At 74.2% G+C, this 13,379-nt stretch carries 8 protein-coding genes; 4 read left to right on the plus strand and 4 right to left on the minus strand.

Going from position 1 to position 13,379, the window contains the following annotated elements; all coding sequences use genetic code 11:
- Positions 1 to 656: 656 nt before the first annotated feature.
- Together ABT095_RS23910 and ptsP are read left to right on the plus strand one after the other, a co-directional pair.
- The gene (locus ABT095_RS23910; RefSeq protein WP_350531517.1) at positions 657 to 1,106 is read left to right on the plus strand and encodes a PTS sugar transporter subunit IIA; all 450 of its coding nucleotides are present in this window, start codon (positions 657 to 659) and stop codon (positions 1,104 to 1,106) included.
- A 127-nt stretch (positions 1,107 to 1,233) separates the two neighbouring features.
- Positions 1,234 to 2,904, plus strand: coding sequence for a phosphoenolpyruvate--protein phosphotransferase (gene ptsP / locus ABT095_RS23915; RefSeq protein WP_350531518.1), 1,671 nt, complete (start codon positions 1,234 to 1,236; stop codon positions 2,902 to 2,904).
- A 61-nt stretch (positions 2,905 to 2,965) separates the two neighbouring features.
- Here the strand turns inward: ptsP and ABT095_RS23920 are convergent, their stop codons facing one another.
- The 4 genes from ABT095_RS23920 to ABT095_RS23935 form a co-directional block, all read right to left on the minus strand.
- Positions 2,966 to 7,765: a tetratricopeptide repeat protein gene (locus ABT095_RS23920; RefSeq protein ID WP_350531519.1), complete on the minus strand. Its 4,800-nt coding sequence runs from the start codon at positions 7,763 to 7,765 to the stop codon at positions 2,966 to 2,968.
- A 227-nt stretch (positions 7,766 to 7,992) separates the two neighbouring features.
- The gene (locus ABT095_RS23925; protein ID WP_350531520.1) at positions 7,993 to 8,466 is read right to left on the minus strand and encodes a hypothetical protein; all 474 of its coding nucleotides are present in this window, start codon (positions 8,464 to 8,466) and stop codon (positions 7,993 to 7,995) included.
- A 106-nt stretch (positions 8,467 to 8,572) separates the two neighbouring features.
- Positions 8,573 to 10,681, minus strand: coding sequence for an acetoacetate--CoA ligase (locus tag ABT095_RS23930; protein WP_502884983.1), 2,109 nt, complete (start codon positions 10,679 to 10,681; stop codon positions 8,573 to 8,575).
- Positions 10,682 to 10,716: 35 nt separating this feature from the next.
- Positions 10,717 to 11,259, minus strand: coding sequence for an NUDIX domain-containing protein (locus tag ABT095_RS23935; protein ID WP_350531522.1), 543 nt, complete (start codon positions 11,257 to 11,259; stop codon positions 10,717 to 10,719).
- A gap of 85 nt (positions 11,260 to 11,344) precedes the next feature.
- Here ABT095_RS23935 and mmuM point away from each other — a divergent pair, with 85 nt between their 5' ends.
- Both mmuM and ABT095_RS23945 read left to right on the plus strand, forming a co-directional pair.
- A complete protein-coding gene (mmuM, locus tag ABT095_RS23940) occupies positions 11,345 to 12,310 on the plus strand; it encodes a homocysteine S-methyltransferase (RefSeq protein ID WP_350531523.1) in 966 nt (321 codons plus the stop codon).
- A gap of 50 nt (positions 12,311 to 12,360) precedes the next feature.
- Positions 12,361 to 13,125, plus strand: coding sequence for an IclR family transcriptional regulator (locus ABT095_RS23945; RefSeq protein WP_350531524.1), 765 nt, complete (start codon positions 12,361 to 12,363; stop codon positions 13,123 to 13,125).
- Positions 13,126 to 13,379 lie beyond the last annotated feature (254 nt).

Here is a 13,379-nt window from a genome sequence, read left to right on the forward strand (position 1 = left end):
AAGGAATCTCCAACCCGGATCAAGCGATCCAGGCCGGGGATGTCAACATATCTGGCGTTGACTTTTGGCACGCTGTTGAGTTCTCAAGGAACGGATGCTTCCTTCGAGCCGCCTTCCGGCGAGGCCCTCCGGGCTTCGTTCGTGATTCGAGCTTATCAGATCCGTTTGCTTCGTCTTAACCGAAGCTTTGCGAGCCTGTCACTCAAAATTCATCGCTGCGTTGCGGCGACTCGACAAACCATAGCGGGTCCCGGCGCGAGTGCCTAATCGAGCGCCGCCGGGTGTCACCCGGTCGGACTACGCGAGGCCGGCCGACCTGCGCGGTCGGTTCGATCGTGCCTCCTCACCTCGATGCCGTAGAGTGCGGCGCATCGACCAAGAGGACTAGACCACTTGCCGAGGTCGGCCGCACCGACCGTTGGTACGACAGGGCTGTCGGGCCGTGCGGGCGCGCCAGTGCTGCTCAAGTGGCAGCTTGGGCGGCCTGCGGGCCAGTTGCCATATGTCCGTAGTTGTCATGATTTAGGCTTCAGTCGATGGTTCTGACTGCTGCTCTGCTGCTGGCCGGCGGGGCCGTGGCCGCAGCACGCCGTACTTCTCTGCTCTTCTCCGCTCTTCTCCGCACGCGCTGTACTCCGCACCTGGGAGGCTCACCCATGACCACTGTCACGTCGCCGCTGGCCGGTCGCGCCGTCGGGCTCGCCAATGTGCCCGACCCCGTCTTCGCCGGTGCGATGGTCGGGCCCGGCACCGCCATCGATCCCGTCCGTGAGGTGACCGAGGCGCTGGCTCCGATCGACGGGCAGGTCGTCTCGATGCACCCGCACGCGTTCGTGGTCGTCGACCAGGACGGGCACGGGGTGCTGACCCACCTCGGGATCGACACCGTGCAGCTCAACGGCGAGGGCTTCGAGCTGCTGGTCAACAAGGGCGACACCGTCAAGCGCGGCGAGCCCGTCATCCGCTGGAACCCGGCGGCCGTCGAGGCGGCCGGCAAGTCGCCGATCTCGCCGATCGTCGCGCTGGAGGCCGCCCCCGACGCGCTCAGCGGCGTTGCCGAGTCCGGCGAGATGACCGCCGGTGGCGAGCTCTTCGTCTGGAGCTGACGGCCGATACCAGGCGCTCGCGCCGAACCTGCACCGTCCCACCGCTCGCGTGGGACGGTTGCGTACTGAACGGACAAGTCCAGCCCGGCGACCGGCCGGAGGCGACCGGGTGAAAGGAACAGCAGAGATGGAACAGGTGCTGCGCGGCGTAGGTGTCAGCCACGGCGTCGCGATCGGGCAGGTGCGGCACATGGGGACTGCGGTCCTCGAGCCGCCCGCGACGCAGATCCCGACCGAGGATGCTCCGCGTGAGCAGGCCCGGGCGCAGGCTGCCGTGGACGCCGTCGCGGCGGACCTGATCGCCCGCGGCAACCTGGCCGGTGGCGAGGCGCAGGCCGTGCTCGAGGCCCAGGCGCTGATGGCGCAGGACCCGGAGCTGCTGGCCGACGTCAACCGCCGGATCACCGTCGGCAGCAGTGCCGAGCGCGGTGTGTACGACGCCTTCGCCGCCTACCGCGCGCTGCTGGCGTCGGCCGGGGACTACCTGGCCGGCCGGGTCGCGGACCTGGACGACGTGCGGAACCGGATCGTGGCGCGGCTGCTGGGCGTGCCGATGCCGGGTGTGCCGGACAGCGACGAGCCGTACGTGCTCTTCGCGCGGGACCTCGCGCCGGCCGACACCGCGCTTCTCGACCCGACCCTGGTGCTCGGCTTCGTGACCGAGGAGGGCGGGCCGACCAGTCACAGCGCCATCCTGGCGCGGGCGATGGGCGTGCCCGCGGTCGTGGCACTGCCGGGCGCCGGTGCGGTCGGCGAGGGTGTCGTGGTCGCGGTGGACGGCAGCACGGGTGACGTGATCCTGGAGCCGTCGGCGGACAAGCAGGAGGAGCTGCGCAAGCAGGCGGCCGAGCGCAAGGCGGCGCTGGCGTCCTCCTCGGGGCCGGGGCAGACCTCGGACGGGCACAAGGTGCCGCTGCTGGCCAACGTCGGTGGTCCGGGGGACCTGCCGGCGGCGCTGGACGCGGGGGCCGAGGGCGTCGGGCTGTTCCGCACTGAGTTCCTCTTCCTCGACGACTCGGCCAAGGCGCCGGGCGAGGAGAAGCAGATCGAGGCCTACCGCAAGGTGCTCGAGGCATTCCCGGAGGGCCGGGTGGTGGTCCGGGTGCTGGATGCCGGGGCCGACAAGCCGCTGGACTTCCTCACCCCGGCGGACGAGCCGAACCCCGCTCTCGGCGTGCGCGGGCTGCGCACCCTTCTGGAGAACCCGGACGTGCTGCGGACCCAGCTGACCGCGCTGGCCAAGGCCGCCGCGGGTCTGCCGGTCCACCTGGAGGTCATGGCGCCGATGGTCGCCGACCGGGTGGACGCCAAGGCCTTCGCGGCGGCCTGCCGGGAGGCGGGGCTGCAGGCGAAGTTCGGCGCGATGGTCGAGATCCCCTCGGCCGCGCTGCGGGCCCGCTCGATCCTGCAGGAGGTCGAGTTCCTGTCGCTGGGCACCAACGACCTCGCCCAGTACACCTTCGCCGCCGACCGTCAGGTCGGTGCACTGGCCCGTCTGCAGGACCCGTGGCAGCCGGCCCTGCTCGACCTGGTCGCGGCCTCGGCGGACGCCGCGCAGTCGCTCGGCAAGAGCTGCGGCGTCTGCGGCGAGGCCGCCTCGGACCCGCTGCTGGCCTGTGTGCTGACCGGGCTCGGGGTGACCAGCCTGTCGATGGGCGCGGCGTCGATCCCGTACGTGCGGAGCGCTCTCGCCAAGGTGACGCTGGCGCAGTGTCAGCGCGCGGCGGAGGCGGCCCGGGCCGCTGACACGGCGGACGAGGCACGGGCGGCGGCGCAGCAGGTGCTGTCGGGCGAGTAGTCACCGTCGGAACGAGAAGGGGCGTGCGGGTGAGCCGTGCGCCCCTTCGGCGTTGCCGGGTTCAGGACGATCCGGTGAGCCGGGCCGCCGCGAGGTAGTCCGGGTGCTGCGGGCCGAGTGCGGCGGCCAGGGTGGTGAGGATGCGCTTGGCCTCCGGGGCATCGGCGGTGGCGAGGGCGTGGAGGTGTCGGAGGGTCAGGCCGTCGGGGTGGTCCGGGCCGATGGTGTCCGGGATCGCTCCGAGAGCTGGTGCCGCGTGGGCGGCCGCCTGGTCCCGGTGGCCTGCGGCGAGCGCGATCCGGACCAGGACGGTGCACGCCTGGAGGGCCGTCGGGTGGCCCGGCTCGCCGTCGGCCAGGGCGGTGTCCCAGATCGGTCCGGCGAGGGGCGCGGCCTCCTCGGGGCGGCCGTCGGCGTTCAGCGCGTCGGCGAGGCCCACGGCGGTCTGGCGGGTGGTGGGGTGCTCGGCACCGAGGGCGGTGACGGCGTCCTGGTGGGCCTGCCGGGCGTGCCCGACCGCGTCCGCCGTGCGGCCGGCGCGGCGGCAGGTGGCGGCGAGGTTGGCGCGGGCCCAGACGGTGTCCCGGTGCTGCGGGCCGAGCACCCGTTCGCGCCGGGCCAGCACGTCCTCCTCCACGGGGATCGCGGCCTCGGCCTGGCCGGCCCGGGAGCGCATGGCAGCGAGGTTGCCGGTGAGCATCAGGACGCGGGGGTCGTCCGGCCCGAGCGCTGCCACCCGCGCGGCCTGGACCGGCGTCAGCATGGCAGCGGCTGCGGCGTAGCGGCCGGCCCGGAAGGTGGCCGCCGCGAGGTCCGCCCGAGCGGACTGGCTGTCGGGGTGGTCGGGCCCCTGCAGCCGCTCACGGATGTCGAGCAGTTCCTGCTGGAGCGCCAGCGACTCGGTGGTCCGGCCGAGGCGGCCGAGCAGGATCGCGACATTGGCCCTTGCGGTGAGGGTTTCCCGGTCCTCCGGACCGACCCGTTCGGCGAGCTCCGCCGTGACCTGGCGCATGAGCTCCAGCCCTTCGGCGGTGCGGCCGGCCTCGTCCAGGGCGAGGGCGAGCTGCAGCCTCAGGCCCGAGCGGACCACCGTGTCCGTGCTGGTGGCTTCGGCGGTCGCCACCACGTCCTCGAGCTCGGCCAGCATGTCGCCGGGCTGCCCGGCCGAGCCCAGCGCACGGGCTCGGGCGCAGCGGCTCGCCAGCACCGCCTGATGGCCCGCGCCGAGCAGTTCTGTGGCGAACTCCGCGTTCCGGCCGTGGAGTTCGGCTGCGGTCCGGCTGTCGCCGAGCGCCGACAGGCTGTGGGCCAGATTGTTGCGGGTCAGCATGGTGTCGGGGTGGCCAGGGCCGAGCGAGTCCTCGCGGAGGTGTAGTACCTCCCGTTCCAGGGCCACTGCCTCGGCCACCCGGTCGGCGTCCCACAGGGAGGCGGCAAGGTTGACCTTGGCGGTGAGGGTGTCCGGGTGCTGCTCGCCGAGCAGGCGGCGGCGTGCGTCGAGCACCTCCGTGCCCAGGGCGAGGGCCTCCTCGAACCGGCCGGTGCGCTCCAGTGCCGCGGCGAGGTTGGCCTTGGCGCCGAGCGTGCTCGGATGAGCGGGGCCGTGGAGGTCGGTGAGCGCCTGGCTGACCTCCCGGGCGAGGGTGAGCGCCTCGGTGGGGCGGCCGGTCCCGACGAGGGAGGTGACCAGGTTGCCGCGAGCGGTGAGTGCTTCGGGCGACTTCGGCCCGTGCACTTTGGCGGTGGCCTCCGCGATCGCCGCGGTCACCTCCGTCGCCTGTTCCATCAGCCCTGCCGCGTACAGGGCGGCGCCGAAGTTGACGGCGGCCGAGAGGCTCTGCGGGTGCTCCTCGCCGTAGCGCGCCAGGACGGCTGTCAGCGTGCTCCTGGCGACCTCCACCCCCTGCGCGAAGTCGCCTGCCTGGATCAGCGCGAGGCCGAGGTCGCTGCGGGCCACCAGGGTGGTCGGGTGATCCGGGCCGAAGGCAGCCTCGGCGTCGGCCAACAGGTCCGCCTGGACGGCCACCGCCTCGGCGTCCCTGCCCGCCCGCCGCAGGGCCCGGGTCAGGCCGGTCCGCAGGGTCAGTTCCTGCTGCCTCCCGGGCGACCTGGTCGCCGCGGCCCGGTCGGCCAGCTCCCGCGCCAGGTCGACCGCCTCGGTGTGCCGGCCGAGGTCGGACAGGGCGGCGGCGAGGTTCGACCGCGCCGTCCGGGTGAGCGGGTGGTCCCCGCCGAGGGTTTCGGTCGCGTCCGCGGCGATCGCCTCGTACTCCTCGGCGGCCTCCGCGACGCACCCGCTGTTCGCCAGGGCGAGCGCCGCGTTGTTGCGGCTGTTCAGGGTGCTGGGGTGGGCGAGCCCGAGGGTCTGCGCCTGGAGCTCCCGGACGGCGCGGTTCTCGGCGAGGCTGTCCAGTGTCCGGCCGGTGTTCGCCCACACAGCGGCGAGGGAGGTCCGGGCGGTGAGGGTGGCCGGGTGGCCGGCGCCCAGCAGGGCGGTGCGCAGCCGGACCACCTCGGTCAGGGCCTCCTCCGCCTCCCGGTCGCGCCCGAGCGCGGACCGGACCAGGGCGAGGTTGTGCCGGGCGGTCAGGGTCTCGGGGTGCGTCTCGCCCCGGCGCGCCGCCTCGTCGGCGTGGCATTCGGCGAGCATCACCTCGGCCTCCGCCAGCCGGCCTTCGAACCGGCGCAGTGCGGCGAGTTGGGCCCGGGAGACGACAGTGTCCGGGTGGGTGGCTCCCAGCACTCTGGTCCGTGCGGCGAGGGTCCGTTCCAGCACGGGCCCGGCTTCGTCGACGCGTCCTGCCGTGGTGAGGGCGGCGGCCAGGGTGGCGGAGCAGTGCAGCGTGGCCGGGTGTTCCTCGCCGAGCGCCGCGCGGGCGGTCGTGACCAGCGCGGCAGCCATCGTGGCGGCGTCGGCCGGGCGCCCGGCGGCGATCAGGGCCGCCGCGGCGGCGACCTGGGCGGAGAGCGTCGTCGGGTGGGCCTCGCCGAGCCCGGCGGTGAGGGTGTCGGCGGCCTCGGTCGCCTGCGCCAGTGCCTCGTCGGCGCGTCCGCCGCGCAGCGCGGTCAGGGCCACGCCGAGACGTGCCCCGGCGATCGCCGGGTGTCCGGGACCGTGCAGGCGCTCACGGCGTTCGAGCAGGCCGACGGCCGCACGGTGGGCGGCGTGCGCGTCCCCCGTCCGGGCGAATCGGGTGGCCGCCACCGCGCCCTCCAGGGCCAGCTCGCCGTTGCCGCTGAGCGTGCCGGGGACTCCTGCCTGGTCGAGCACCGCCTGTTCGTGCGCCGCCGCCGCCTCCGACCGGCCGCAGGCCCGCTCGGCGTCCGCGGCCTCCAGCCGGGCGGCCAGGGTGACCCGGTGGGCCGGGCCGAGGGCGGGTTCCGCGTCGTGGGCCAGCGCGCCCGCGAGCTGGGCGGCGGTCTCGTACCGGCCGGCCGCGCCATGGCCCTGGGCGACGACCAGCCGCGCGTGCAGGTGGGCTTCGGAGGCGGTGCCCGCCGTGGCTGACGCGCGGTCGGCGGCTTCCTGGGCGAGGGCCAGCCCGTCCGCGTGGTCGCCGATGGCGATCATGGTGCGGGCCCGGCCGGTCAGGGCGGCGACGGTCTGCGGCGCGTCCGGGCCGAACAGGTCGGTGAGCCTTTCGGTGTGGGCGCTCCACAGCTCTGCCGCTTCACGGAGCAGGCCGGTCGCAGCGGTGCTGCGGAGGTGGCGGGTGAGCAGCGCGGGGCCGTCCGGGGCGGTGTGGAGCTGGTCGCCGAAGGTTCGCTGCAGGGCTCGTGCGTTGGCCCGCAGGGTCTCCTCCAGCTCCCGGTCGGTGTACTCGAACTCGGGCCACTGGCCGAGCAGGGCGGTGGCGGAGCAGGCGGCCCAGGCGGTGCGCCGGTCGGGGGTGAGCTCCTCGCGGGCGGCTCGGGCGGTCAGGGCGTGCAGGCGGACGACCCGGCGTTCGGCCTGCCCGTCGTAGCTGATCAGCCCGTACTCGTTCAGCAGCCGCAGCACGGCGTCGCCGATCCCGCGGCCCCCGATCCCGGCGTAGTCCTCGGCTCCGTGGCCGGTCAGCAGCTCCCGGACGGCGGGTGCCTGCCAGAGCCGGGCGGGGTGGCCGGCCGGGTCGAAGCAGGCGGCGAGTCTCAGCGCCAAGGTGGCGGCTCCTTTCGGGCTGCGGCGGTCGGCGGCCTCCAGCGAGAGCAGGAGCGCGGCGGTGAGGCTCCGCCCGCCGCTGGTCGGGTCGGCGGGGAGCACTCTGTCCAGGCGGGCGGCGTGGTCACGCAGTGCCGTGAGGTACTCGGCGGCGGTGAGCTCCTCGACGGCCATGGCCACCGCGGCGTGGCCGAGGGCCAGCGGGAGGTGTCCGAGCTCCTCGGCCAGTTCGGTCAGCGCCGGGCCGTGCCCGTCCCCGGCCAGGTGCGGGTAAGGGGAGACGAGCAGGCGCCGGTGCAGGAAGGCGAGCGACTCCTCCGGTGCGAACGCGTCGACCGTGACCACGGCGCCGAACGCCGAGCCGGTGTAGCCCCCGCGCAGGCGGGAGGTCGCGAGGACGTGCCGGTCGTCGGCGGTGCTGTGCGGCAGCCGGCCGGCCAGCACCTCCGGGTCGGTGAGGTTGTCGAGGACGACCAGCGCGGACGGACCAGGTGCCCGGAACCACTCAAGGAAGGCGTCGGCCTCCCGCTGCTGGTCCCGGCCGGCCGGGTCGCACAGCTGCAGCCGGTGCGCGGCCGTGGCGTACGAGGTGACGAGCGAGCCGCCGTCGGTCGCGTCGGCCCAGAGCACGAGCCGGCCCGCGCCGCTGTCCAGGACCTGGCGGGCGTGAGCCGCTGCCAGCTGGGACTTGCCCGCTCCGCCGGGCCCGCTGAGCAGCACGGCGCGGTGCGCGGCCAGTGCGGCCGCCAGCCGCCTCCTGGCCTCGGTACGTGGTTGGGCCGCCGGGTCGGGGTCCGGGAACCGCCCGACCGTGACCGGCCAGGAGACGGGCGGGGGCGGCGCAGCGTGTTCGTGGTGGTGGTACTCGACGCTGTTGATCGCGGCAGCGGCGACGCTGCCGACGATGGTGGTGGCGGCCGGGTCGCGCAGGCCTGCGCCGGGTACGGTCAGCCCTGGGCCGTACCCGGCCGGGGAGGGCCCGTCCGAGCTCCCATGGTCAGGTTCTCGATCTGCGTGGCGACGACCGAATCCGCGCCGGAGGCCGTCATCGTCACCGGGCCGTTGAAGACCTGGTTGTGGTGGCCGGCGCCTGCCCCGGACGGACCGGCGGCCCGCAGCTGCTCGACCAGGGCCGCGAGGGCCTGGTCGAAGGCGGGGTCGTGCTCGGCGGCGTCCTCCAGCGAGAACACCAGTCGTTGCCTGGTCCGTGCCGAGAGCTTCCCCGGCTCGGCGGAGGCCTCCTCCTTGGCGCGCTCCAGTGCCGGGTCCTTGCCGAGCTTGCGGGTCACCAGGTCGTGCAGGCGGTCCATGGCGGCCTGCACGGCGCGGTCGACCTCCGCGTCCGCCTGCTGCGCCACGGGCCGTGCCTTGCGCACCAACCACGCGAAGACATAGCCGACCGCGACCTCGATGCCCGTCATCCGCCCCCCTCTGAGCACTGCGACTGCGTGTCAGACAGTAGCCCGTGACGCGCGCCCCCGGGCCGGAACGAGCCGAATCGGCTACCGGGGGCGTGCGTCCGACGGTTCACCCCCGGCGCTGGGCGCCGAGCTGCTCGAAGAAGCGCAGGTGGTCGAGGTTGTCGACCGAGCCGGGGTTGACGGCCTGCTCGAGGGGGGTGCCGGAGAGGAGGCGCTTGACCGGGACCTCGATGCGCTTGCCGGTGAGGGTGTGCGGGAGGCCAGTGACGGCGATGACCTCGTCCGGGACGTGGCGGGGGGAGAGTTCGGTGCGCAGCGAGGTGCGGATGCGGCTGGTCAGGGTGTCGTCGAGGGTGGCGCCGGGGGCGAGGACGACGAACAGCGGCATCCAGTAGCCGCCGTTCGGCTCCTCGAGCCCGATCACCAGGGACTCGGAGATCTCGGGGAGGCGCTCGACCACCTCGTAGATGTCGGAGGAGCCCATCCGGACGCCCTGGCGGTTGAGGGTGGAGTCGGAGCGGCCGTGGATGACGACGGTGCCGCGGGAGGTGGCGGTGATCCAGTCGCCGTGGCGCCAGATGCCGGGGTAGGTGTCGAAGTAGCTGTCGTGGTAGCGGGTGCCCTCGGGGTCGTTCCAGAAGCCGGTGGGCATGGAGGGCAGCGGCTTGGTGACGACGAGCTCGCCGACCTGGTCGGTGTGCGGCTTGCCCTGGACGTCCCAGGACTCGACGGCGGCGCCCAGGCAGGGGGCCTGGATCTCGCCGAGGTGGACCGGGAGGGTGGGGACGCCGCCGACGAAGCAGGAGCAGACGTCGGTGCCGCCGGAGACGGAGGCGAGCCAGACGTCGTGCTTGATCTCGTCGTAGATCCACTGGAAGCCGTCGGGGGGCAGCGGGGAGCCGGTGGTGCCCAGGCAGCGGACGGCGGAGAGGTCGAGGTCGCGGCCGGGGTGCAGCTCGGCCTTGCGGCTCGCGATCACGTACGCGGCGGAGGTGCCGACGACGGTGGCGCGGGTGCGGGCGGCGACGGACCAGAAGGCGCCGGTGTCGGGGTGGCCGGGGCTGCCGTCGTAGGTGACGATCGTGGACCCGACGAGCAGGCCGGCGACGAGGAAGTTCCACATCATCCAGCCGGTGGAGGTGTACCAGAGGAAGCGGTCCTCGGGGGTCAGGTCGATGTGCAGGCCGACCTGCTTGAGGTGCTCGACCAGGATGCCGCCCTGGCTCTGCACGATGGCCTTGGGCAGGCCGGTGGTGCCGGAGGAGTAGAGCACCCAGAGCGGGTGGTCGAAGGGGACGGGCTCGAAGACGGGCTCGACGTCGTCGGCGACCAGGTCCTCCCAGTGCTGGGCGCCCTCGGGGGCGGGGCCGCCGAGCAGCGGGATGTGGACGACGGTGCGGACGGTGGGGAGTTCGCGGCGCAGCTCGGCGACGATCTCGGTGCGGTCGTGGTCCTTGCCGCCGTAGTGGTAGCCGTCGATGGCGAACAGGACCGCGGGCTCGATCTGCTGGAGGCGGTCGAGGACGCTGCGGGCGCCGAAGTCGGGGGCGCAGCTGGTCCAGATCGCGCCGACGGCGGCGGTGGCGAGCAGGGCGACGACGGCCTGCGGGATGTTGGGCAGGTAGGCGCCGACGCGGTCGCCGGGGCCGACGCCCTGGGCGCGCAGGGCGGCGGCGAGGGAGCCGACCTGGCGGCGCAGCTCGGCCCAGCTGAGGGGCTGGGGCTGTTCGGTGGTCTCGTCCAGGTGCAGGATGGCCGGCCGGTCGGCGTTCTCCGGGGCGGCGCCGAAGCGCAGGGCGTGCTCGGCGTAGTTGAGCCTCGCGCCGGGGAACCAGCGGGCGCCGGGCATGGCGGCCTCGGCGAGAACGGCCTCGGGGGCGGTGTCGAAGCGGACGTCGAACCACTGGGTGATCGCCGTCCAGAACCGGTCGAGGTCCTCGGTGGACCAGGCGTGCAGCGCGGCGTACCGGGCGGCGGCCTCCTCGTCGCTCCCGGTGGGGGCGAGCGGGGCGGCGGGGGCGCCGTGGTGCTCGGCCGCCCAGGCCTGGAAGGCGACCAGCTGGGTGGCCGCGGCCTTGGCGGGGTCGGGGCGCCAGAGGGGCTGGTCCTGGATGGGGGTGCTCACGGTGGTGGTCTCCCGGCCGAAGGGATGGGGACGGGATCCGCTGGTGGCAGGGCCCGTCCGGGGTGGCTCTGACGGCCTTGACCATGCCATGTGATCGTCCGGTGCGCCAGAGCCCCCCGGCGCGGTCAGGCGTAGGAGCCGTCGAAGAAGGCCGCCGCGGTGCGGGTGTGAAAGGGGAAGGCCAGGGGCGTGTCGGCGGTGGCCAGCTGCCAGCCGTCGGTCTCGTCGGTGGGGGCGGAGGGCGGCAGCTCGGCGAGGTCGCGGGCGGGCAGCAGTCCGAAGAGGCAGAGGAAGCCGCCGGCGGCGTCGGAGTCGGTGGAGACCAGGGTGACCTCGGCCGGGTCCGCGAGGATGCCGGTCTCCTCGCGCAGCTCGCGGACGGCGCCCTGCTGCCAGGTCTCGCCGTAGTCGAGGTAGCCGCCGGGGAGGGCGAGCTCGCCGAGGCCGGGCTCGATGGTGCGGCCGATGACGACCAGGGACTGCTTGCCGTCGGGCGTGTTGACGGGGAGCAGGACGACCACGACGGGCAGCGGGTTGCGGTAGCTGATCTCGGCGCAGCCGGGGCAGGTGCGGGGCCATTCGACGGTGCCGGACGGGTACGGGGTGCCGCACCAGTGGCAGTGGCTGTGGGGCGCGGCGGGCGGCCGGAGGGCCTCGGAGGTGGTCATGCGGTGGATGCTAGCGGCGGCGCGGGGCGTCCGGTGGGCGGACCGGGAAGACGGCGTTGAGCTGGGCAGACCTAGGGTGGCTGGTATGCGGAGCTTCATGGCGGCGGTGGCGGCGGGGCCGCTGGTGCTGGACGGTGGGTTGTCGAACGAGCTGGCGGCGGCCGGGCACGACCTGGCGGACGCGCTCTGGTCGGCGCGGTTGCTGATGGACGAGCCGGGGGCGCTGGTCGCGGCGCACGCCGCGTACTTCCGGGCCGGGGCCCGGGTGGCGATCACCGGGAGCTACCAGGCGAGTTTCGAGGGTTTCGCGCGGCGTGGGGTGTCGCGGGCGGAGGCGGTGCGGCTGTTCGGGCTGAGCGTGGAGCTGGCTCGGGAGGCGGCGGGCGGGGTCGAGGGGCGGTACGTGGCGGCCTCGGTGGGGCCGTACGGGGCGGTGCTGGCGGACGGCTCGGAGTACCGGGGGCGGTACGGGCTGAGCGTGGCGGAGCTGGAGCGGTTCCACGGGCCCAGGGTGGCGGCGCTGGTGGCGGCGGGGCCGGACGTGCTGGCACTGGAGACGGTGCCGGACGTGGACGAGGCGCGGGCGCTGCTGCGGGTGGTGCGGGGGCTGGGGGTGCCGGTGTGGCTGTCGTACAGCGTGGCCGGTGACCGGACCCGGGCGGGGCAGGGGGTGGCGGAGGCGTTCGCGGTGGCTGCGGAGGCCGAGGAGGTGGTGGCGGTCGGGGTGAACTGCTGTGCGCCGGAGGATGCGGGGCACGCCGTGCGGGTCGCGTCGCGGGTGAGCGGGAAGCCGGTGGTGGTGTACCCGAACAGTGGGGAGAAGTGGGATGCCGAGGTCCGGGACTGGGCGGGCGGCTGGTCGTTCCGGCCGGAGGACGTGGCGGGGTGGGTGGCGGACGGCGCCCGGCTGGTGGGGGGCTGCTGCCGGGTCGGGCCCCGGCAGATCGCCGCGCTGGCTCGGCTGATCCAGTCGGGCGGGGCTCGGCGGAGTGCGGGGCCGGTCGCGCCGTTCCCCGCGCCCCTGACAGTGCAACGACCTCGTAGACTCTGAGCAACACCCCTGCGGTCGACATTGTCGAACGCCTTTCTGCGGAGGTCCTCATGCCCGGCCCGATCCAGTCGCTGTCCCGGGCTGCCGCGATCATGCGTCTGCTGGCGGGCGGTGAGCGGCGGCTGGGGCTGAGCGAGGTGGCGACTTCGCTGGACCTCGCGAAGGGGACGGCGCACGGGATCCTGCGGACGCTGCAGCAGGAGGGCTTCGTCGAGCAGGACCCGGAGAGCGGCAAGTACCAGCTGGGCGCCGAGCTGCTGCGGCTGGGGCAGAGCTACCTGGACGTGCACGAGCTGCGGGCCCGGGCACTGGTCTGGGCGGACGACCTGGCCCGGGCCAGCGGGGAGACGGTGTACCTGGGCGTGCTGCACCAGCAGGGCGTGCTGATCGTGCACCACGTCTTCCGCCCGGACGACACCCGGCAGGTGCTCGAGGTGGGCTCGATGCAGCCGCTGCACAGCACAGCGCTGGGCAAGGTGCTGCTGGCGTACGACCCGGTGGCGCGCGGCGAGCTGGGCGACGGGCCCTGGGAGTCGTACACGCCGCGGACGCTGTCCACCGCCGAGGAGATCGACGCCGAGGGCGCGCTGATCCGCGAGCGGGGCTGGGCGGACTCGGTGGAGGAGACCTGGGAGGGCGTGGCCTCGATCGGCGCGCTGATCCAGGACCGGCGCCGCAACCCGGTGGGGGCGGTCTGCATCAGCGGCGCGGTGGAGCGGGTCTGCGAGGACGGCTTCGTGAAGCCGGGCCTGGTCGCCTCGGTGCGCAGCGCCGCCCGCGCGATCTCGCGCGACCTGGGGGCCGGCCGGTTCTGAGCCGGTCCGGGGTCTCCTGACACAGCGTCGACACCACCTGTGGGCGGACGGGCCAAGGCCTGTCCGCCCACAGGTGTTTTGTCACGTTTACGCCTGGTCCGGCTGCTGGTTTCGCGGCAGCGAGCTCGTCACAGCGAGTGATGGATCACAGCTCGGCAACCCGGCCTTGACGTAGCCAGGACGAGATAGCAAGCTTCCGCATGACGGTCGACATTGTCGAACGGTGTCCGGGAAACGCCGACCACCGCCGTCAG

Source organism: Kitasatospora sp. NPDC002227 (assembly GCF_040296285.1).
Classification (GTDB): Bacteria; Actinomycetota; Actinomycetes; order Streptomycetales; family Streptomycetaceae; genus Kitasatospora.

Excerpts from the sequence above, each read along its gene's own strand:
- ABT095_RS23910 (WP_350531517.1), top strand. The coding sequence starts at position 657 with ATGACCACTGTCACGTCGCCGCTGGCCGGTCGCGCCGTCGGGCTCGCC.
- ptsP (WP_350531518.1), top strand. The coding sequence starts at position 1,234 with ATGGAACAGGTGCTGCGCGGCGTAGGTGTCAGCCACGGCGTCGCGATC.
- ABT095_RS23925 (WP_350531520.1), bottom strand. The coding sequence starts at position 8,466 with ATGACGGGCATCGAGGTCGCGGTCGGCTATGTCTTCGCGTGGTTGGTG.
- ABT095_RS23930 (WP_502884983.1), bottom strand. The coding sequence starts at position 10,681 with ATGGCATGGTCAAGGCCGTCAGAGCCACCCCGGACGGGCCCTGCCACC.
- ABT095_RS23935 (WP_350531522.1), bottom strand. The coding sequence starts at position 11,259 with ATGACCACCTCCGAGGCCCTCCGGCCGCCCGCCGCGCCCCACAGCCAC.
- mmuM (WP_350531523.1), top strand. The coding sequence starts at position 11,345 with ATGCGGAGCTTCATGGCGGCGGTGGCGGCGGGGCCGCTGGTGCTGGAC.
- ABT095_RS23945 (WP_350531524.1), top strand. The coding sequence starts at position 12,361 with ATGCCCGGCCCGATCCAGTCGCTGTCCCGGGCTGCCGCGATCATGCGT.